20 protein-coding genes are annotated in these 19,067 nt (G+C 54.3%); 9 read left to right on the plus strand and 11 right to left on the minus strand.

Features of this window, described 5'->3' with window-relative positions:
* Nucleotides 1-4: 4 nt before the first annotated feature.
* The gene (gene eptA / locus ACOTY5_RS05375; protein ID WP_045142538.1) at nt 5-1,630 is read right to left on the minus strand and encodes a phosphoethanolamine transferase EptA; all 1,626 of its coding nucleotides are present in this window, start codon (nt 1,628-1,630) and stop codon (nt 5-7) included.
* A gap of 147 nt (nt 1,631-1,777) precedes the next feature.
* On the opposite strand from eptA, the gene ACOTY5_RS05380 reads away from it, so the two are divergent.
* The 3 genes from ACOTY5_RS05380 to sodC all read left to right on the plus strand — a co-directional run bounded on the left by ACOTY5_RS05380 (nt 1,778) and on the right by sodC (nt 3,562).
* On the plus strand, nt 1,778-2,017 hold the full coding sequence (locus ACOTY5_RS05380) for a DUF1289 domain-containing protein (RefSeq protein WP_017384600.1): 240 nt from the start codon (nt 1,778-1,780) through the stop codon (nt 2,015-2,017).
* Nucleotides 2,018-2,065: 48 nt separating this feature from the next.
* Nucleotides 2,066-2,962: an aldo/keto reductase gene (locus ACOTY5_RS05385; protein WP_045142537.1), complete on the plus strand. Its 897-nt coding sequence runs from the start codon at nt 2,066-2,068 to the stop codon at nt 2,960-2,962.
* 81 nt (nt 2,963-3,043) lie between these two features.
* Nucleotides 3,044-3,562, plus strand: coding sequence for a superoxide dismutase [Cu-Zn] SodC (gene sodC / locus ACOTY5_RS05390; protein ID WP_023303563.1), 519 nt, complete (start codon nt 3,044-3,046; stop codon nt 3,560-3,562).
* Here the strand turns inward: sodC and ACOTY5_RS05395 are convergent.
* The 3 genes from ACOTY5_RS05395 to ACOTY5_RS05405 are packed head-to-tail and all read right to left on the minus strand — an operon-like array spanning nt 3,541 to nt 6,673.
* Nucleotides 3,541-5,574 (minus strand): FUSC family protein, encoded by a 2,034-nt coding sequence (locus tag ACOTY5_RS05395; protein ID WP_026080711.1) that lies wholly within the window; start codon nt 5,572-5,574, stop codon nt 3,541-3,543. The genes sodC and ACOTY5_RS05395 overlap by 22 nt on opposite strands.
* Nucleotides 5,574-6,434, minus strand: coding sequence for an HlyD family secretion protein (locus tag ACOTY5_RS05400; RefSeq protein ID WP_026094311.1), 861 nt, complete (start codon nt 6,432-6,434; stop codon nt 5,574-5,576). The genes ACOTY5_RS05395 and ACOTY5_RS05400 overlap by 1 nt, the downstream gene beginning before the upstream one ends.
* A 2-nt stretch (nt 6,435-6,436) precedes the next feature.
* Nucleotides 6,437-6,673 (minus strand): DUF1656 domain-containing protein, encoded by a 237-nt coding sequence (locus ACOTY5_RS05405; RefSeq protein WP_003857607.1) that lies wholly within the window; start codon nt 6,671-6,673, stop codon nt 6,437-6,439.
* 187 nt (nt 6,674-6,860) lie between these two features.
* On the opposite strand from ACOTY5_RS05405, the gene slyA reads away from it, so the two are divergent.
* Nucleotides 6,861-7,301, plus strand: coding sequence for a transcriptional regulator SlyA (slyA, locus tag ACOTY5_RS05410; RefSeq protein ID WP_006808997.1), 441 nt, complete (start codon nt 6,861-6,863; stop codon nt 7,299-7,301).
* Nucleotides 7,302-7,336: 35 nt separating this feature from the next.
* Here slyA and ACOTY5_RS05415 read toward each other — a convergent pair whose 3' ends face one another.
* Both ACOTY5_RS05415 and slyB read right to left on the minus strand, forming a co-directional pair.
* A complete protein-coding gene (locus tag ACOTY5_RS05415) occupies nt 7,337-8,701 on the minus strand; it encodes a sensor domain-containing diguanylate cyclase (protein WP_062934106.1) in 1,365 nt (454 codons plus the stop codon).
* A gap of 192 nt (nt 8,702-8,893) precedes the next feature.
* On the minus strand, nt 8,894-9,361 hold the full coding sequence (slyB, locus tag ACOTY5_RS05420; RefSeq protein ID WP_003857604.1) for an outer membrane lipoprotein SlyB: 468 nt from the start codon (nt 9,359-9,361) through the stop codon (nt 8,894-8,896).
* Between the two features lie 255 nt (nt 9,362-9,616).
* Here slyB and anmK point away from each other — a divergent pair, with 255 nt between their 5' ends.
* The 5 genes from anmK (at nt 9,617) to pdxY (ending at nt 14,199) form a co-directional block, all read left to right on the plus strand.
* A complete protein-coding gene (gene anmK, locus ACOTY5_RS05425; protein WP_015570673.1) occupies nt 9,617-10,741 on the plus strand; it encodes an anhydro-N-acetylmuramic acid kinase in 1,125 nt (374 codons plus the stop codon).
* 87 nt (nt 10,742-10,828) lie between these two features.
* Nucleotides 10,829-11,158 carry a C-type lysozyme inhibitor gene (mliC, locus tag ACOTY5_RS05430; protein WP_108720690.1) on the plus strand — a complete coding sequence of 110 codons (330 nt, stop codon included), beginning with the start codon at nt 10,829-10,831 and terminating at the stop codon, nt 11,156-11,158.
* A gap of 57 nt (nt 11,159-11,215) precedes the next feature.
* The gene (gene pdxH / locus ACOTY5_RS05435) at nt 11,216-11,872 is read left to right on the plus strand and encodes a pyridoxamine 5'-phosphate oxidase (protein ID WP_003857601.1); all 657 of its coding nucleotides are present in this window, start codon (nt 11,216-11,218) and stop codon (nt 11,870-11,872) included.
* A 125-nt stretch (nt 11,873-11,997) separates the two neighbouring features.
* The gene (gene tyrS, locus ACOTY5_RS05440) at nt 11,998-13,272 is read left to right on the plus strand and encodes a tyrosine--tRNA ligase (protein ID WP_017384594.1); all 1,275 of its coding nucleotides are present in this window, start codon (nt 11,998-12,000) and stop codon (nt 13,270-13,272) included.
* 66 nt (nt 13,273-13,338) lie between these two features.
* A complete protein-coding gene (gene pdxY / locus ACOTY5_RS05445; protein WP_015570669.1) occupies nt 13,339-14,199 on the plus strand; it encodes a pyridoxal kinase PdxY in 861 nt (286 codons plus the stop codon).
* 90 nt (nt 14,200-14,289) lie between these two features.
* Here the strand turns inward: pdxY and gstA are convergent, their stop codons facing one another.
* The 5 genes from gstA to rsxG all read right to left on the minus strand — a co-directional run bounded on the left by gstA (nt 14,290) and on the right by rsxG (nt 19,064).
* On the minus strand, nt 14,290-14,895 hold the full coding sequence (gene gstA, locus ACOTY5_RS05450; protein WP_003857598.1) for a glutathione transferase GstA: 606 nt from the start codon (nt 14,893-14,895) through the stop codon (nt 14,290-14,292).
* 105 nt (nt 14,896-15,000) lie between these two features.
* Nucleotides 15,001-16,509, minus strand: coding sequence for a dipeptide/tripeptide permease DtpA (dtpA, locus tag ACOTY5_RS05455; RefSeq protein WP_045142535.1), 1,509 nt, complete (start codon nt 16,507-16,509; stop codon nt 15,001-15,003).
* A gap of 613 nt (nt 16,510-17,122) precedes the next feature.
* The gene (gene nth / locus ACOTY5_RS05460; RefSeq protein WP_015570668.1) at nt 17,123-17,758 is read right to left on the minus strand and encodes an endonuclease III; all 636 of its coding nucleotides are present in this window, start codon (nt 17,756-17,758) and stop codon (nt 17,123-17,125) included.
* On the minus strand, nt 17,755-18,441 hold the full coding sequence (locus tag ACOTY5_RS05465; protein WP_003857592.1) for an electron transport complex subunit E: 687 nt from the start codon (nt 18,439-18,441) through the stop codon (nt 17,755-17,757). Before ACOTY5_RS05465 ends, nth begins: the two co-directional genes overlap by 4 nt.
* Nucleotides 18,442-18,443: 2 nt before the next feature.
* The gene (gene rsxG, locus ACOTY5_RS05470) at nt 18,444-19,064 is read right to left on the minus strand and encodes an electron transport complex subunit RsxG (RefSeq protein WP_045142534.1); all 621 of its coding nucleotides are present in this window, start codon (nt 19,062-19,064) and stop codon (nt 18,444-18,446) included.
* Nucleotides 19,065-19,067 lie beyond the last annotated feature (3 nt).

Consider the following 19,067-nt stretch of genomic DNA (forward strand, 5'->3'; position numbering starts at 1 on the left):
TCGCTTAGCGACGACATTGCGACAGAATATCCAGCTGCGGTTGATAAACCGCTGATTTCACGTCCATCATGCCCAGAACGGTGGCGAATAAATTGTCCTGTGAAACCGCCTCTTTTGCGGCATGGTCACGCAGGCAATCCGTGTTTACGCCGAAGTTTTTCGCATAATCCGGGGAGAGCCAGAACATAAACGGAATATGCGTTTGCTGCTCCGGGGCCAGCATATACGGCGTACCGTGCAGGTAAATTCCGTTTTCACCCAGCGATTCACCGTGATCGGAGAGGTAAATGAGCGCCGTGTTCATGTTGGCCTGCCGGGCTTTTAGCGCGTCGATGGTTCGGCTGACCACGCTGTCAGTATACAAAATCGAGTTGTCATAGGTATTGATCAGCGACTGATGATCGCAATCCTGAATTTCATTGGTATCGCAGGTTGGGGTGAACTTGCGAAAGCTGTCCGGATAACGGTTGTAGTAGGCCGGACCGTGGCTGCCCATCAGATGAATAACCAGAACCGTATCCTGCTTTATTCCATCCAGTACGTTGTCCAGACGGTAGAGGTTGACGTCGTCGATACAGGATTTGTCCTTACAGAACTGATCCAGTTTCCACTGGGTCATGTCCGTGTGCGGCACGCGGTCGCAGGCGCCTTTACACCCGCCGTCGTTGTCGCGCCACAGCAGGTTGAAACCGGCATGGTTAAGTACATCGAGCAGACCTTCCTGGTGATGGGCGAGGTCCGCGTCATATTTTTTCCGCGTCATGCCGGAGAACATGCAGGGGACGGAAACGGCGGTTTCCGTGCCACAGGAGGAGGCCTGGGGGAAGTTGATGACATCCTGCTTTTTCAGCTCGGGGTTGGTTTCACGCGGGTAACCATTTAACGAGTAGTTTGCGGCGCGGGAGGCTTCGCCCACCACCACAATCAGCACGGTTTTCTTGCGTTGGCTGGAAATCAGCGCGCCTTTATGAGCATCCTCGCCAATGCGGACCAGCGTCTGGTCGCCGGCAAACCAGCGCATTTTGCTGTATTTCACCACGGCGCTCACGTAATTCGCCGGGGTGACCATTTTGACGATGCTTTTGTTATTGCGGAACAGCGAAGCATAGTCTTTATAAAACACCGCCGCGACCAGGATGATCACCAGCAACGCGCCCAGCATAGCGGCGACACGCGTCAGGAGGGCATACCACCATTTTCCGGTGCGAATGCGCGTCAGGGCTAAAATAATCGATGGAACCAGACCCGCAACGACCAGCCACAGGATCATCTGCGGCGTCACCAGGGCAGTCGCTTCCTGGGAATTAGTTTCGAACACGTTCACAATCATGTTCTGATCGATAACCGTGCCATAGGTATACATAAACCAGGTTGCGGCGGCGCATCCCAGGGTCAGGACAATCATGAGCGGCTTGCGAATAAAGGGAATATTCAGCAGGCTGAAGACAATCACCCAGCCGCAGAACAGCACCAGCGGCACGCTGGCAGCAAACAGGAGATCGTGCAGATGCGCAGGCGCAATGATTGACCAGCTGCGCTGGATAAACAGTGCATTCAGTACGGTGAAGAAAAGTGCACAGCCCAGAGTAAATTTTATATCGTTACAGTGTAACTTTTTAGTGAACCACATGATGACCAGACCATTCGTTATTTCAATGCGGCGAGTATAAGAAGGGAAGATTAGCGAAACCTTAATGCTCTGTTTGTGGCGGACATCCTTGCACGCAAGCCATTTAGGGTCTTCACTGTAGGGAATAATGACGTTCTGGAGGTAGGTGTGGCAGAGCAACTGGAGTTTTTCCCTGTCCAGAGCCCGTGCCGGGGTATTTGCCAGGTAGATGAACGAGGATACTGTCGTGGCTGCATGCGCACGCGCGATGAACGTTTTAACTGGCAAAATTTCAGCGACGCGCAAAAGCAGGAGGTCTTACGGCTCTGTCGACAGCGTCTGCTGCGTAAAATTCGTGCAAACAAAGCGGTTGAAAGCGAAGAACCTCAGCAACCTTCACTGTTTTAGCAGGGTAATTGCGTATACTGGTGACATGACTTCCTTGAGGAAAATGTTATGGTTCAGCGTATTACCCTTGCCCCGCAGGGCCCGGAGTTCTCCCGATTTGTTATGGGCTACTGGCGCCTTATGGACTGGAATATGTCTCCGGTCCAGCTGGCGGACTTTATAGAAGAGCATCTCGATCTCGGGATCACCACCGTCGATCACGCTGATATTTATGGCGGCTATCAGTGCGAGGCTGCCTTTGGCGAAGCGCTGAAGCGTGCGCCGGCGCTGCGTGAACGTATGGAGATTGTGACCAAATGCGGTATTGCCACCACAGCAAAACCGGAGCATGCGCTTGGGCATTACATCACTGACAGCGCGCATATCGTTAAAAGCGCCGAGCAGTCACTGATTAACCTGGCCACCGATCGTATCGACCTGCTGCTGATCCACCGACCCGATCCGTTGATGGATGCGGATGAGGTCGCGGAAGCCTTCCTGACGCTTCACCAGAGCGGCAAAGTGCGCCATTTTGGCGTGTCTAACTTCACCCCGGCACAGTTTGCGCTATTGCAGTCTCGCCTGCCGTTTACGCTGGCGACGAATCAGGTGGAGATCTCGCCTGTTCATCAGCCGCTGCTGCTGGATGGCACGCTCGACCAAATGCAACAGCTGCGCATCCGTCCAATGGCATGGTCCTGTCTGGGAGGCGGCCGCCTGTTTAACGATGAGGCATTCCAGCCGCTGCGTAACGAGCTTGAAACGGTGGCGCGCGAACTGAATGCGGAGAGTATCGAGCAGGTGGTTTACGCCTGGATCCTGCGCCTGCCGTCTAAACCGCTGCCAATTATTGGCTCCGGCAAAATTGAGCGCGTCCGCGCTGCGCTTGTGGCTGAGGAGCTGGATATGACGCGTCAGCAGTGGTTCCGCATCCGCAAGGCGGCGCTGGGCTACGACGTACCCTGAGCACGCCTGAACCTGACTTTCCGGTGAAATCTGCGCCGCTGGTATAGACTTAAGGTGCAAAAAATAACCCGTGGAGGTCTTATGAAGCGTTTTGCTCTGGCAATGGTTACGCTGGTTGTTTGTGCAGGTGCGCAGGCAGCCAGCGAGGACGTTGAAATGAATCTCGTCACTTCTCAGGGGGTAGGCCAGTCCATCGGGACGGTGAAAATCACCGAAACCGATAAAGGGCTGGAATTTGCTCCCGATCTCAAGGCTCTTCCACCCGGCGAACATGGTTTTCACGTTCATGCCAAAGGCAGCTGTCAACCCGCGATGAAAGAGGGGAAACCAACAGCTGCGGAAGCCGCAGGGGGGCATCTCGACCCGCACAACTCCGGTAAGCATGAAGGCCCGGAAGGGATGGGGCACCTCGGCGATTTGCCGGTGCTGGTGGTAAATAACGATGGTAAAGCCACCGATCCGGTTGTGGCGCCACGACTCAAAAAGCTTGACGAGGTCAAAGGCAAGGCGCTGATGGTCCACGTGGGCGGCGATAACATGTCCGATCAGCCTAAACCGCTTGGCGGCGGCGGGGCGCGCTATGCCTGCGGGGTGATCTGATCGCCAATCGTTCCGGGTGGCGGCGCCTGTTCCAGCTGTGACAGGGAGCAGTGCAGCCGCCAGATAATGGACGCCAGATCGCGGGCCGCAGGCTGATGATGGTGCGCCAGCGCGTCGCAAATACGCTGAAGCTCGGCGAGCGTGACGCTCAGGGGGCGCTGCTGCACCCCGCGCTCGCTCATCACATCTCGGAGCATGGAAATACAGTTATCACGGACCTGCGACAGCGGATCGGAACGCGTCTCCCAGGCGCGCAGTTGCCACACCACGTGCGAACAGTTTAACAGCACCACGCCCCAGCGCAGCAGCCAGCGACGGGAGAGTGAATCCTGGCTGTTGTTCAGCTGGCTGACATGATGGTAAACCAGCGATTCATACTCGCTTTCGCGCAGATGTGGCCTGCGGCTCAGCTGATCGACAAAACCCCTGCGCAACTCCCGAATATGCCTGCGGCTTTTACGCGCGTCCGAGCCCGGGCGTAGCACAGCGAAAGCCAGCCACGCCAGCCCCACGCCGAGGATCTTCGCCAGGTTGTCGTTGAGAAAATCAGCGTAATCGTAAACCGGTGGATTCGTTACAGAGATAAATGAGCCCATAAAAACAATCAACTGACCCCACAGACCGGCCAGTTTAGGCATTTGCAGTTTGAGCAACTGCATGGTGGTTAATAGCGGGAAGAGAAACAGCAGAAATTGCCAGAGGTCGGTTATCTGCACCATCAAACCAAATTTCACCACGAAGCTGAATAGCGACAGCAGTACCAGCGTACGCAGCAGAAGCGTAAGGGAATTAAAGGGGGAAGCGGCGACGGAATAGAGCACGCAGCTGATTGCCGCAAGCGTCAGGGCCGCACTGCCCGCATCCCATTGCGTGGTGATGGCCCATGCGCCCACGGCCGTCAACGCACAAAACGTACGAAAACCGCTCCACAGCGCCTCCATTGCGTCGGTATGGCGCGCCAGAGCAGGACTACCGGGAACGGAAAATTCGGTGACGGGCGTGGCATTTTCGACGGCTTTTAACCAGCGGCTGCTGCGCAGATACAGGCGGCAGAAATAGTTCAGACGCTGCCAGAAGGCACGATGCCTGTAGTCATATTCATCCGTTGGGGCGAGCGGCGCGATAATGCGGGCCACGGTATAGATATCGGCATCCGGACGCGCAAGAGCGGCGAGCAGCGCCTCGATAATCTCCCGGGTATGGGCTGGCGGTGCAGGCCAGTTCAGCAACATCCGGCGAAGGCTCGAGATCGCGCTCGTCATCCGCAATTGCTGGTGCAGTAAATAGTTCAGAAGCGTGTTCTGGCGACGAAAACGGTAGTGGCTCCAGAAAGCCTGGATGCGCAACAGGTTCATGGTCAGGATCTGGCCGATGACCTTTTCGTGCGCGAGGCGGATGTCATCGCTGCTGTCAGGCTGCCAGAGCAGGCTGGCATGTTCCAGCAAACGTGCGTGCATCGTTTTAAGGGCGGTGATAAGCGTAGTGCCATCTGAGGTACTGGGCAGGATCATCATCATGACGCCTCCGCACAGAATGCCGACCATCACTTCACACACGCGTGCCTGGGCGATATCCCACAGCTCGGTGGTATCCAGCACGTTGACGACCGGAAAGGCGATAATGGCCGCGGTGTAACCCGCCAGCTGAAACGCATAGGCAACGTTATTGGTAAAATGGGCGCAGGCCCAGGTACACAGCCCCAGCCATGCCGACATGCTTAACAGAAAGAGCCAGGGATCGTTCAGGGTATGGCCGGCAAGAAGCAGTGCGGCGGTTGCCCCCAGCAGGCTACCCGCCACGCGCCCGAGGCTTTTACTGATAACGCCCCCGACGGTAGGGAAGCTGACGACCGCCGCAGAGGTCATCGCCCAGTAAGGCTCATCCAGATTCAGATAATAGGCAACCGTAAGCGCAAGGCACATGGCGATGCCGTTGCGCAGCGCATAACGCCACTGCGGCCGTGTCGCTTTTATCCACGGCGTATTGCGCCAGGAGAAAGCCCCCAGGTTCATCATCGCGATCCGATGGCGACGGTGCAGGTTGTGCCAGAGACCAGGGTAATGTCTTTCGGCAGTTGATCAAACTCGACGCGAACAGGCACCCGCTGAGCCAGGCGCACCCACGGGACGTTGGGTTTGATGTCAGGCACCAGGCCAGAATCGGTTTCCACGCTCTGATCGTATATTGCCCGACCTATGCTGCTAACGTGACCCTGTAACGTTTCTGCGCCGCTGTAAAGCGTGATCCGGGCAGGCGCTCCCTCGCGGATATGGCGCAGCTTGGTCTCTTCAAAATAACCTACAACATAGAAAGAGTGGCTATCGACCAGGGCGAAGACCGGCTGGCCTGTGGTGGCGTAATCACCCACACGGGTAGACAGGCTCGTGATCCATCCATCCACCGGGGCTTTGACCATGGTCTGGGTCAGTTGCCACTCGGCCTGTTTCAGCGTTGCCTCTGCAACCTTCAGGCTGGCCTGCATGGCTTTTACATTGATATTGGCGGTATCGAGATCCTCCGCAGAGATGTAATTTCTCGACAGATGGCGGCGGCGTTCGGCTTCGTTATTGGCTTTTGCCAGATCTGATTGAGCTTTTGCGAGCTGCGCCTGGGCATTAAGCACCGCAATGTGGAAAGGGGTCTCATCGATGCGAAATAACACATCGCCCGCATGAACGTACTGGTTGTCCTTCACCAGCAGCGCGCTGATACTGCCGGACACCTGTGGCGTGATGCTGACCTGTTCCGCGCGGATCTTGCCGTCACGCGTCCAGGGCGACTGCATGTAATAATTCCAGAGCCACCAGCCGGCCATCACCGCCAGCGCTAAAACGAAAAGAGTGGAAAAATATTTTAACGTTTTCAATGCTATTCTCACCACACGGTTAACACGGCAAGGCCAAGACAGACGGAGAGGGTAAACAGGGAGAGATCCATTAACATCGGGTGCCAGATTTCACCAGAATACATCCAGTCGCGCAGCAGACGATGCGCAATGAGCCAGATTACAAAACCGACCATTACGGCTTTAAACAGTGGCGGAAAGTAGACCGATGCGCCAACAATCAAATCCTGGAGGGGCAACCCTGCGGAGAAGGAAAACAACGTCACAAGCAGCGATCCTTTGCGGTGGAATGAGGGCCACATTGGCAGATTTCAATGCGATGGCGAATTACCATTCAGTGTAAATCATCCTTTAAGGAATGATGAATACCGTGATTGCATTTGTTTTGGCAATACAAATACTGCAAACTATTCTAAAATCACTATAATCACTTAGCAAGCTAATTATAAGGAGATGAAATTGGAATCGCCATTAGGTTCTGATCTGGCAAGGTTGGTACGCATCTGGCGTGCTCTGATTGACCATCGCCTGAAACCTCTGGAACTTACGCAGACGCACTGGGTTACGCTGCATAACATTCATCAGCTCCCGCCCGATCAGTCACAGATCCAACTGGCAAAAGCGATTGGTATTGAGCAGCCTTCTCTGGTGCGTACCCTTGACCAGCTGGAAGAGAAGGGACTCATCTCCCGACAAACCTGCGCCAGCGACCGTCGCGCCAAGCGGATCAAATTGACGGAAAAAGCGGCCCCGATTATTACTGAGATGGAGACCGTCATCAGTAAAACGCGAGGGGAGATCCTGGCCGGTATTTCCCCCGCTGAGCTGGAGATGCTGATCGGACTCATCGCCCGTCTTGAACAAAACATCCACGATTTACAGTCGCGCGACTGACGTTATTCACAGGCCTTGCTGGTGCAAGGCCTTTGTCATGTTCTGAACACCACCACCCGGTTGCGGCCCGTCCCTTTTGCCTCGTACATGGCTTTATCCGCGCTTTCCACACAGGTTTCAGCGCTGGTCTCCGGCGAGGTGGCGGTGAATAACCCCATACTGATAGTAATCGGTTCCGGGAGATAACCGCCGCTGCTGACGTTGTCGAAACCGCTCAATTTGAGACGTATGCGTTCGGCAACCTGTTGCGCAAGATCGGAAGGGGTATTTGTCAGCATGAGCACAAATTCTTCGCCGCCGATCCGCGCTGCGATATCCTGCGGTCGCACTGAATCGGTCAACAGGTTTGAGACAAACTGTAAAACCTTATCCCCCTGCAAATGGCCGTAGCAGTCGTTAATGCGTTTGAAACGGTCAAGATCGCTCACGATCACCGATACCGGGTGCGCCAGGGTTGCTGTACTCAGCGCGTGGTTTAATGAATCATAGAAATAGCTACGATTATACAGACGGGTGAGGGGATCGCGGATCGAGTTTTGATAAGACTGCTGATATTTTACATGCGAGTCACGATACAAATTAAATACATCGGAAAGTAAGATGAAGATAATGATTAATGTAGCGACAGTTTCGAATAACCGTGCCCGGTACCATGAAATATCTTCAGCGTGTCCGCCTAACAATAGCATGAGCAGGGTGACGATATAACAGACGCATAAAAAATTGCCGCCGACCCAAAACAAATTCCTCACGCGGGTAATGGCCATCAGGGTGATTAACGTTACTACCCACAGGACGATCAAAATAATATTAATCGCCTGGCTCCAGAGAACCATAAACTGTCGGGTTTCATTGTCTACCAGGTCCAGTGTGAGCAGGGTTGAATGGCTGGAATAGAACAATGCCAGCCCAAGCATACTGCCCGTAAAGAGCGAGGCGCCGACAACGATACCGATGTGGGTGCTTCGTGAGAGAGCGGACGTACGCAGGGTATACAGCAATGCCGAGATGATTATCAGCACCGCCATTAAAAAGTGGCGGAACATATAGAAAATCATGGCGTCATTATAGTTCGCCACGTTGAACTGATAGAGATCAAGCCAGGCCGGGAAGCTGGACAGAGTCCCCACCATCAATAACGCTGAGCCGGCAAAGGCCAGGGCAATGGGAACAAGATTTAATCGCCTTCTGTCGCACCAGTATTTCATTGCCATAAAACAGGCAATAAACAGATGAAACACCAGAAGAAATATCGTCAGCGTAGGGAAAAACAAAGGTGAAAACGAAGGGACCCATTCAACAAGTTTTATAAAAAAAGCTTGTAATACGGCAATGATAACAATGCATCCAAGCGCGAAGGCCACAAAGCGGTTCTTTACAAATCGACAGATCGCAAGCATAGAGAATTTAAAAATTAAAAAAGAAAAGAGATTGCGAAGAGTCTAAGTGAGGGAAATAAAAAATACTTTGCGCACGGACAAAAATAGATGAAATGAATAATTCACCGTGTGAATGTATTGTGCAAATATATTGTTGGAAACGATGATTTTGTTAAATGGATGCGGTCTGAACAGACCACATCCATCAGGATATTAGCGCGGGGAGACGGTAACCTGGCTGCCGTTGCTTGCCAGTACAACACGCTGGCCAGCAGAGAAGCGGGTGTTACCCTGTTTCTGCACAACCATAATGGTGCTGCCATCGTCTTTACGGATTTCCAGCTCAACGCCCTGAGTTTTGTTCATCGCACCCTGAACGCCCTGACCCGCTACGCCGCCTGCAACTGCGCCCGCTGCGGTCGCCAGAGAACGTCCGGTGCCGCCGCCAATGGTATTACCCAGGAAACCGCCCAGCACAGCACCGCCGATTGCGCCCACCACGTTCGTGTCATCGCCACCCTGAATCTGAACAGGACGGGCATTAACGATAGTACCGTATGTCACGTTCTGTACCTGTTTAGCTTCAGAAGCACTATATACGTCGCCGGAGAGTGAACTGTCATTCACACAACCCGCCAGTGTTAAACCAATCAGCGAAACGCCCAGTACACGTAAAATCATTTGACTCTCCTGTTCACCAAAAAACGCCCGGTTGGGGCATCCGTTATGGCTAAATTATATGGCATTCCTGACCACAGTTCATATCTTTGCATGCCGAATAGATAAATTTTACTTCAGCAGGGCTTAACGGGACATAAACAAAAACCGTCTGTGCTACAGGTCTGAGATTGTTAAAAAATATTATCACCGCATAGCAAAGCCGCGTTATTTATGATGGAGTGTTTGCACTTAGCCCATGTAACGTAAGGAAAGCGCATGAAATCGGGTCGCTATATCGGTGTGATGTCTGGTACCAGTCTTGACGGTGTGGATGTCGTTCTGGCCGCCATTGATGAAAACATGGTGGCGCAGCAGGCAAGCCTGACCTGGCCTATTCCTGTCTCGTTAAAAGAAGAGATCCTAAACATCTGCCAGGGACAACAGCTGACGCTTTCCCAACTGGGCCAACTGGATGTGCGTCTGGGGGCGCTGTTTGCTGAGGCGGTACTGGCCCTGATGCAGCAGGAAAGACTCCACCCGCAGGATATCGTGGCAATAGGTTGCCATGGGCAGACCGTCTGGCATGAACCTGTCGGCGAGGCGCCGCACACGATGCAAATTGGCGATAACAACCAGATTGTGGCAAAAACCGGCGTGACGGTGGTGGGTGATTTCCGTCGTCGCGATATGGCCCTCGGCGGGCAGGGGGCGCCGCTGGTTCCGGCATTTCATCAGGCGCTGCTGGCGCACCCGGTAGAGCGCAGGATGGTCCTGAACATCGGCGGGATCGCCAACCTGTCGATGCTTATTCCCGGGCAGCCCGTGCGGGGGTACGATACCGGACCCGGTAATATGCTGATGGATGCCTGGATCTGGCGTCAGAGCGGCAAAGCCTACGACAAAGACGCGCAGTGGGCCAGCCAGGGGAAAGTGATCCTTCCCTTGCTGCAAACCCTGTTAAGCGATCCTTTCTTTGCTCTGCCCGCGCCGAAAAGCACGGGGCGGGAATATTTCAACTACGGCTGGCTTGAACGTCAGCTGGCGCGCTTCCCCGGCCTTGCGCCTCAGGATGTGCAGGCTACGCTGACGGAGCTCACCGCGGTATCGATTTCTGAACAGGTGTTGCTGAGCGGCGGATGTGAGCGCTTGCTGGTATGCGGAGGCGGAAGCCGCAACCCGCTGGTGATGGCACGCCTCGCCGCCTTGCTGCCAGGCACCGAAGTCACGACCACTGATGAAGCCGGGATCAGCGGAGACGATATGGAAGCGCTGGCCTTCGCCTGGCTTGCCTGGCGTACGGTTGCCGGTCTGCCGGGGAATTTACCCTCCGTAACCGGTGCGCGGGAGGCGAGCGTCCTTGGGGCCATTTTCCCCGCAAACCCGCGCCATAATCAGAGTTAACTGAAATTCAGCGGGAGGCGTAACCCGTAAAATAGGGAAAAACAGGAGGGCGGTTAGGCCCTCCAGGACCAGGATAGTCTTCGGAATCTGCCCATGAAAAAACTTCTTCTCATTGCTGTACCTTTTCTTATGACCGGATGCAGCGTCTATAACCAGTTCGTTGAGCGTATGCAAACCGATACGCTGGAATATCGTTGTGATGAAAAACCGCTGACGGTGAAGCTGAACAACCCGCATCAGGAAGCCAGCTTTGTTTATGACAATAAGTTGTTAACGCTGAAGCAGGGAATGTCGGCCTCCGGTGCGCGCTACTCAGACGGGATCTACGTCTTCTGGTCGAAAGGCGACAACGCCACCGTCTACAAGCGTGACCGCATTGTGCTGAACAATTGTCAGCTTGAAAATCCGAAGCGTTGAGATTTTTGAAGGGGGCGCGCACAATAGCGCCACCCAATCTCACTTTCAGCTAACGCCATGTCAGATAACGACGAACTACAGCAAATTGCGCATCTGCGCCGTGAATACACCAAAGGCGGTCTGCGCCGCCAGGATCTTCCCGCCGAACCGCTGGTGCTTTTTGAACGCTGGCTGAAGCAGGCCTGCGAAGCGAAACTGGCCGACCCGACGGCGATGGTCGTTGCCACGGTTGATGAAAACGGTCAGCCGTATCAACGCATCGTTCTTCTCAAGCATTATGACGAGAAAGGGCTGGTGTTCTACACCAACCTTGGCAGCCGTAAAGCGCATCACCTTGAAAATAATCCGCGTATTAGCCTGCTCTTCCCGTGGCATATGCTGGAGCGCCAGGTGATGGTCACCGGCAAGGCGGAGCGCCTCTCTACGCTCGAAGTGGTAAAATATTTCCACAGCCGCCCGCGCGACAGTCAAATCGGCGCCTGGGTCTCTAAACAGTCCAGCCGAATCTCAGCCCGCGGCGTGCTGGAGAGTAAATTCCTCGAACTCAAACAGAAGTTTCAGCAGGGTGAAGTACCGCTGCCGAGTTTCTGGGGCGGGTTCCGCATCCCCATTGAGCAGATGGAATTCTGGCAGGGCGGTGAACACCGTCTCCACGACCGCTTTTTATACCAGCGCGACAACGGTGGCTGGAAAATCGACAGACTGGCCCCGTAATCCCCAAAATTTGTTGATTTAAGCGCTAGCGCACACCGCGCTGGCGCTTTATTCTATGGTCCTTTCGCATCAGGCGAAAAGTCGTGTACCGGCAAAGGTGCAGTCGTTTATACATGGAGAATTTGATGGCAAGCAGTAACTTGATTAAACAATTGCAAGAGCGGGGCCTCGTGGCCCAGGTGACGGACGAGGAAGCGTTAGCAGAGCGACTGGCGCAAGGCCCGATCGCGCTCTATTGCGGCTTCGATCCCACCGCTGACAGCTTGCATTTGGGGCATCTTGTTCCATTGTTATGCCTGAAACGCTTCCAGATGGCCGGCCATAAGCCTGTCGCACTGGTTGGCGGCGCGACCGGTCTGATTGGCGACCCAAGTTTCAAAGCCGCTGAGCGTAAGCTGAATACCGAAGACACCGTGCAGGAGTGGGTGGATAAGATCCGTAAACAGGTTGCACCGTTCCTGGATTTCGACTGCGGTGACAACTCTGCGATTGCGGCGAACAACTACGACTGGTTTGGTGGCATGAACGTGCTGACGTTCCTGCGTGACATCGGCAAACACTTCTCTGTTAACCAGATGATTAACAAAGAAGCAGTAAAGCAGCGTCTTAACCGTGACGATCAGGGTATCTCTTTCACGGAGTTCTCCTACAACCTGTTGCAGGGGTATGACTTCGCCTGCCTGAACAAACTGCACGGCGTCTCTCTGCAAATTGGCGGTTCCGACCAGTGGGGTAACATCACCTCCGGTATCGATCTGACCCGTCGCCTCCACCAGAATCAGGTGTTTGGTCTGACCGTGCCGTTGATCACCAAAGCCGACGGTACCAAGTTCGGTAAGACCGAAGGCGGCGCGGTATGGCTGGATCCGAAGAAAACCAGCCCGTACAAGTTCTACCAGTTCTGGATCAACACGGCGGATGCCGACGTTTATCGCTTCCTGAAGTTCTTCACCTTTATGGATATCGAAGAAATCAATGCGCTGGAAGAAGAAGACAAGAACAGCGGTAAAGCACCACGCGCCCAGTACGTGCTGGCGGACGAAGTGACTAAACTGGTTCACGGCGAAGAAGGTCTGGCGGCGGCGAAGCGCATTACGGCTAGCCTGTTCAACGGAACCCTGAGCGATTTAAGCGAAGCGGATTTCGAACAGCTGGCGCAGGATGGCGTGCCGATGGTTGAGATGGAAAAAGGCGCCGATCTGATGCAGGCGCTGGTGGACTCCGAGCTCCAGCCGTCTCGCGGTCAGGCGCGTAAAACCATCGCCTCTAACGCGATCACCATTAATGGCGAAAAACAGGCCGATCCGGAATACACCTTTACCGAGAACGACCGTCTCTATGGTCGCTACACGCTGCTGCGTCGCGGTAAGAAAAATTACTGCCTGGTCTGCTGGAAGTAATTAAAAGTATGCAGGGGCGTGGGAAACCACGCCCCTTTTGTTTTGACAGGGTTTGGTAAGTACAACATGAAGAACATCCTCGCCATTCAGTCCCACGTTGTGTTTGGACATGCTGGCAACAGCGCTGCGGAATTCCCGATGCGCCGCCTCGGCGTTAACGTCTGGCCCCTCAATACCGTCCAGTTCTCGAATCACACCCAGTACGGTAAATGGACCGGCTGCGTAATGCCGCCGTCGCATCTGACGGAAATCGTTCAGGGGATTGCGGATATCGACCAGCTTAAACGCTGCGATGCCGTACTGAGCGGCTATCTGGGTTCGGCGGAGCAGGGGGAACATATCCTCGGCATTGTGCGCCAGGTGAAAGCGGCAAACCCCGCGGCGAAATATTTCTGCGATCCGGTAATGGGACATCCGGAAAAAGGCTGCATCGTAGCGCCGGGCGTTGCGGAGTTTCATGTCCGTCATGCATTGCCCGCCAGCGATATTATTGCCCCCAACCTGATTGAACTTGAGATCCTGTGCGAGCATCCGGTCAACAGCGTAGAAGAGGCTGTAAGCGCCTCTCGCGAGCTGATCGCCCAGGGGCCAGAGATTGTGCTGGTTAAACACCTGGCACGCGCAGGGTTGAGCCAGGACCGTTTTGAGATGCTGCTGGTAACGAAGGATGAAGCCTGGCATATCAGTCGACCGCTGGTGGATTTCGGTGCACGTCAGCCTGTCGGGGTCGGGGATGTGACCAGCGGTTTGCTGCTGGTGAAGCTATTGCAGGGCGCGAGCCTGCGCGATGCGCTGGAGCACGTCACCGCAGCCGTTTATGAAATCATGATTGCGACGAAGACGATGCAGGAATATGAGCTCCAGGTCGTCGCGGCGCAGGATCGCATCGCGAAGCCGGAGCACTATTTTAGCGCAACGCAGCTTTAGAAAACGCCCGGCGCCGCTGCGCTTGCACGGGCCTACGGAATTTATAGGCCGGGTAAGCGTCAGCGCCACCCGGCAATCCAGGCCGCTCGGTTAATTCAACCCTTCCGCTTTCAGCGCCGCTGCCACCGCAGGACGCTCCGCCACGCGCGTCATATACGATGCGACATGGTCTAATCCTTCCATGTTCAGCTTAACCGCGCGCGCCCAGCGCAGAACGGTAAACAGATAGGCATCGGCGATGGTGAAACGCGAGCCACAGATCCACTGGTCGTCTTTCAGCGCGTCGTTAACGTACTGCAACTTTTTCTCCAGCAGCGCGCGCACGGTAGGTTTGTACTCTTCCGGCGTGTCCGGGCGGAACAGGGGCGTAAAGCCTTTGTGCAGTTCGGTGGCAATATAGTTCAGCCACTCCAGCGTTTTATAACGCGCAATGCTGCCGGTGGGGGCAAGGAGCTGACGATCCGGTACGTTGTCCGCCAGGAATTGCATAATCGCCACCCCTTCGGTCAGCAGGGTGCCATCATCCAGCAGCAGGGCCGGAACCTGGCCTTTTGGGTTAATCGCAAAAAAGTCATCCCCGTTTTCCAGACGCTTTTTCATCAGGTCAACGCCGTCCAGCGTGAAATCTTTACCGCTCTCGCGAAGCGTAATATGGGAAGCAAGAGAGCAGGCGCCCGGTTTATAGAACAGTTTCATCGGTAACTCCTTTTTGCTGAGGTTCCAGCTATGTTAGTGCGCGTTCGGATAAAAAAAAAGCCGCTAATCAATTAGCGGCTTCTGTTCAGTCGTTTCCCGATGACATTACGCGTTCGCGGTTTTGATCGCTTTAGCGGATTTGTCGTCGTCCTGGGTCATACGATTCAGTTTAGGTGCGGTCAGCAGCATCAGCACGGCAATCACGGCGGTCGCGATACCAATTTGCATGAACACGGTGCCGTAGACATTCAGGGAAACCAGCGGGTCGGTAACGTTGTCTGGTACCGCCATCAGGTTCGCAATCTTACCTGCGATGATAGCCGCGCCAGCGGTGGTCAGGAACCAGCTGCCCATGATGAAGCCCATCAGACGCTGAGGGACCAGCTGCGCAACCATCGCCAGGCCCAGACCGGAGATCATCAGTTCACCGATGGATTGCAGCGCATAGCTCAGGATCAGCCAGTTAACAGACACGATACCCGCGTCGGTCGCGAATTTCGTCCCCAGCGGCAGCACCAGGAATGCGCCAGAGCACAGCACCATACCGATAGCGAACTTGTGCGGCATAGGCAGACGGTCGCCCATCTTGTTATAGATAGCGGCCAGAATCGGGCTACCAATCATGATCCAGAACGGGTTCAGGGCCTGATACTGCTCCGGCTCGAACGCGATACCAAGGATGGAGTGCTCAACGTTGCGGATAGCGAAGAAGTTCAGAGACGTTGGCATCTGGCTGTACAGAACGAAGAAGATGATCGCTTCCAGCATCAGGATGAACGCCACAATCATCTTACGACGTGCCGCACCCTGCATCGCAAAGGCTTCTTTCGCGAAGATAATCACGATACCCAGCGCAACCACGCCCAGTACGGCACGTGCAACGCCCTGGTTGTGCAGCAGCCAGGTGGCGACAGCGGCCAGGATCACGATGCCGACGATGGTTGCCAGCAGTTTGCCTATGTGCACGGGTTCGAAGTCTGGTTTTGAACCGTAGTCTTTAACCCAGCTACGGCAGAACAGGAAGTTCACAACGGTGATCAGCATACCCACGAAGCTCAGCGCAAACGCTACGCTCCAGCCGAATTTTGCGGCCAGCCATGGGGTTGCCAGCATAGAGAAGAAGGAACCGATGTTGATGGACATGTAGTACATGGTAAATGCACCGTCCAGACGTGGGTCATCTTTGCTGTAGCAGGTAGAGAGCAGGGAAGACGGGTTCGCCTTGAAGAGGCCGTTACCTACCGCGATGGTAGCCATGCCCATGTAAACCACACCTGCATCGTGCCCGGACCAGGCAACCAGCCCATAGCCAATCGCCAGAACAACGGCGCCCAGCATAATGACTCGTTTAGTACCGAGGACTTTATCGCCTAACCAGCCGCCGATAGCGACCAGGCCATACACCAGGGCGCTGAAGGAAGAGAACAGCGTGATGGAATCGGCTTCAGACATACCCAGTTGTTTAACCAGGTAAACCGCCATGATCCCTTGCAGGCCGTAGTAGCCAAAACGCTCCCATAATTCGATAGAGAAAATGAGATAGAACGCTTTAGGCTGTTTGAAAGCGTTAAGACTTACGCTCTCATCTGTTGGTTTATTGTTTGCAGTAGACACATATACCTCTTTTTTTACATCCCATATTAACGGGGGTGTTCATAGCGTGATGACCGTAGTCCATCCGCTTTATAGTTATATTGGGAGGGGAAACGGCGGGTAATGTTCACTATCCAGCCCCATCTGGCAATACGTTTGTAATAATCTGTTACATATAACTCTGGCGGTATAATCATCGGTTCATGCAAATGTTATACAGCGTTAAATCTCATCCGTTCAAAATTGATGGTTTTTTTCACTGTAAACGACCCTGTTCAACGGCTGTATGGCGATATGTTCTGCTATTTTGGGTGATTGGCAGTGATATAGCCCATATTCTGAAAAATGACTGGTCTTATGTGCGGTATGGAATCGATGAAATCTTGTCTGACAAAGGGGTTGGGCGGGTTTTAACAACAAAAATCCAACATCAGGTTATCAGAGTGATCGCGATCACAGATGTATAGAAATTTTTGGTGATGAAAAAACTATTAACCTGTTTGAGTGTTAAATGACCGAAGAATCGACAATGCGTTAAGGAGAAAGAGAGGGCAATTTATGGTCAATCGGGAAGATATCAGAGCCCTTGTTAATATTAAGGGCTTGAACAGGTAAGAAGTAAGGTGGTTTACGCTCAGGGATAGACTTTTTCTTTGTATTCGCAGAGATCTTCGATAATGCAGGAACCGCAGCGTGGCTTACGAGCAATACAGGTATACCGTCCGTGCAGAATCAGCCAGTGGTGGCAGTCCACCTTAAATTCCGCCGGGACCACTTTTAAAAGCTTCTCTTCCACCTCTTCCACGTTTTTACCCGGCGCGAACCGGGTACGGTTAGAGACGCGAAAGATATGGGTATCCACGGCGATGGTCGGCCAGCCAAACGCCGTGTTCAGCACCACATTTGCCGTTTTACGCCCGACGCCCGGCAACGCTTCCAGCGCAGCGCGGTCTTCCGGGACTTCACCGCCGTGCTGCTCCAGCAGGATCCGGCAGGTCTTAATGACGTTTTCGGCCTTGCTGTTAAACAGGCCAATGGTCTTGATATAGGATTTCACACCTTCAACGCCCAGCTCCAGCATGGCCTGCGGCGTATTGGCGACAGGGTAGAGCAGGGCCGTGGCTTTGTTGACGCTCACGTCCGTCGCCTGTGCAGAGAGCAGCACCGCGATCAACAGTTCAAACGGCGAGTTAAAATTCAGCTCTGTCGTTGGATGAGGATTCTCATCGCGCAGGCGCGTCAGGATCGCAATGCGTTTCTCTTTATTCATACTGCTTTCTCGGGGATCCCTTCCTGTACGCTGCGCTCAGCGGCGCGGCGTTTACGTTTTTCATCAATCAGGTATTTTAACGCCAGCATCATCCCAAGGCCAATGAAGGCTCCAGGCGGCAGCATGGCCAGCAGGAACGGAGTGTCCGTATGGAACACCTCAATACGCAGCGACTTCGCCCAGCCGCCAAGCAGCGCGTCCGCACCGTCGAAGAGCGTACCGTTGCCCAAAATTTCACGCAGAGAGCCGAGAACGAACATGGCGGCAGTCGCGCCCATGCCGATGGAAAAACCATCCAGCGCGGATATGGCCGGATTGTTTTTCACCGCAAAGGCTTCAGCGCGGCCTACGACAATACAGTTAGTCACGATAAGCGGAATGAAAATCCCGAGCGACTGGTACAGGCCAAATGCGTAGGCGTTAATCAGCATTTGCACCACGCTGACCACCGACGCAATGATCATGACATAGATCGGAATACGGATTTCCGACGGCGTCCAGCGGCGCAAAACAGAAATAGAAAAGTTAGTCAGGGTCAGCACCAGCGTGGTCGCCAGCCCCAGCCCGAGCGCGTTGGTGGCGGTAGACGTCACCGCCAGCAGCGGACACAGCCCCAGCAGCTGTACCAGCGCGGAGTTGTTCTTCCAGAGACCCTGGACGATAACCTCTTTAACCTGGCTCATGGTCACTCCTCACAGGTGGAAAGATGATTGATCTGCGCGGGCAGCGTTTCGGCATACAGCCCGGCGCGCTTGACGGCGTTGACCACCGCGCGCGGGGTAATCGTGGCGCCCGTGAACTGGTCAAACTCGCCGCCATCTTTTTTCACCGCGAAAGCAGGATCGTCTTCGCCATGAATCATCTTTCCGGCGAAGTGTAAGATCCAGTCGCTTAAGCGTGTTTCAATTTTGTCGCCAAGGCCCGGCGTTTCGTGATGCTCCGTCACGCGCGTGCCCAGCACGGTGCCGGAAAAATCGCTGCCCACCAGCAGCTGAATCGCACCGGAGTAACCGTCCGGCGCGGTGGCTTCCATGACGGCACCCACGGGATTATCGCCCTTGCGGGCAATATAAATGCGATGGGGTCCTTTACCGAGCTGCGGAGCCTGCACGACAAAGCAGCTTTTTTGCAGGTCATTATCGTAGAGGTCGGATGGGATCACCTGATCGAACAGCGCCTTTTGCTGCTTCATTGCCTGCTCTGCAATGGTAGTTTTCGTCAGTTCATTTACCAGCGCGGTCAGCCCGGTGAGGGCGGCAGCGAAGATCGCCAGCGTAACGCCGTGTTTTTGCATTGTTTTTAGCATGGC

The sequence above is a fragment of the Enterobacter cloacae complex sp. SHL018 genome, from assembly GCF_049237905.1.
Taxonomy (GTDB): domain Bacteria; phylum Pseudomonadota; class Gammaproteobacteria; order Enterobacterales; family Enterobacteriaceae; genus Enterobacter; species Enterobacter hormaechei_C.

What these genes read in the sequence shown, in the direction of transcription:
- eptA (WP_045142538.1), bottom strand. Translation starts at nt 1,630, where the DNA reads ATGTGGTTCACTAAAAAGTTACACTGTAACGATATAAAATTTACTCTG.
- ACOTY5_RS05385 (WP_045142537.1), top strand. Translation starts at nt 2,066, where the DNA reads ATGGTTCAGCGTATTACCCTTGCCCCGCAGGGCCCGGAGTTCTCCCGA.
- sodC (WP_023303563.1), top strand. Translation starts at nt 3,044, where the DNA reads ATGAAGCGTTTTGCTCTGGCAATGGTTACGCTGGTTGTTTGTGCAGGT.
- ACOTY5_RS05395 (WP_026080711.1), bottom strand. Translation starts at nt 5,574, where the DNA reads ATGAACCTGGGGGCTTTCTCCTGGCGCAATACGCCGTGGATAAAAGCG.
- slyA (WP_006808997.1), top strand. Translation starts at nt 6,861, where the DNA reads ATGAAATTGGAATCGCCATTAGGTTCTGATCTGGCAAGGTTGGTACGC.
- ACOTY5_RS05415 (WP_062934106.1), bottom strand. Translation starts at nt 8,701, where the DNA reads ATGCTTGCGATCTGTCGATTTGTAAAGAACCGCTTTGTGGCCTTCGCG.
- slyB (WP_003857604.1), bottom strand. Translation starts at nt 9,361, where the DNA reads ATGATTTTACGTGTACTGGGCGTTTCGCTGATTGGTTTAACACTGGCG.
- anmK (WP_015570673.1), top strand. Translation starts at nt 9,617, where the DNA reads ATGAAATCGGGTCGCTATATCGGTGTGATGTCTGGTACCAGTCTTGAC.
- pdxH (WP_003857601.1), top strand. Translation starts at nt 11,216, where the DNA reads ATGTCAGATAACGACGAACTACAGCAAATTGCGCATCTGCGCCGTGAA.
- tyrS (WP_017384594.1), top strand. Translation starts at nt 11,998, where the DNA reads ATGGCAAGCAGTAACTTGATTAAACAATTGCAAGAGCGGGGCCTCGTG.
- pdxY (WP_015570669.1), top strand. Translation starts at nt 13,339, where the DNA reads ATGAAGAACATCCTCGCCATTCAGTCCCACGTTGTGTTTGGACATGCT.
- gstA (WP_003857598.1), bottom strand. Translation starts at nt 14,895, where the DNA reads ATGAAACTGTTCTATAAACCGGGCGCCTGCTCTCTTGCTTCCCATATT.
- nth (WP_015570668.1), bottom strand. Translation starts at nt 17,758, where the DNA reads ATGAATAAAGAGAAACGCATTGCGATCCTGACGCGCCTGCGCGATGAG.
- ACOTY5_RS05465 (WP_003857592.1), bottom strand. Translation starts at nt 18,441, where the DNA reads ATGAGCCAGGTTAAAGAGGTTATCGTCCAGGGTCTCTGGAAGAACAAC.
- rsxG (WP_045142534.1), bottom strand. Translation starts at nt 19,064, where the DNA reads ATGCTAAAAACAATGCAAAAACACGGCGTTACGCTGGCGATCTTCGCT.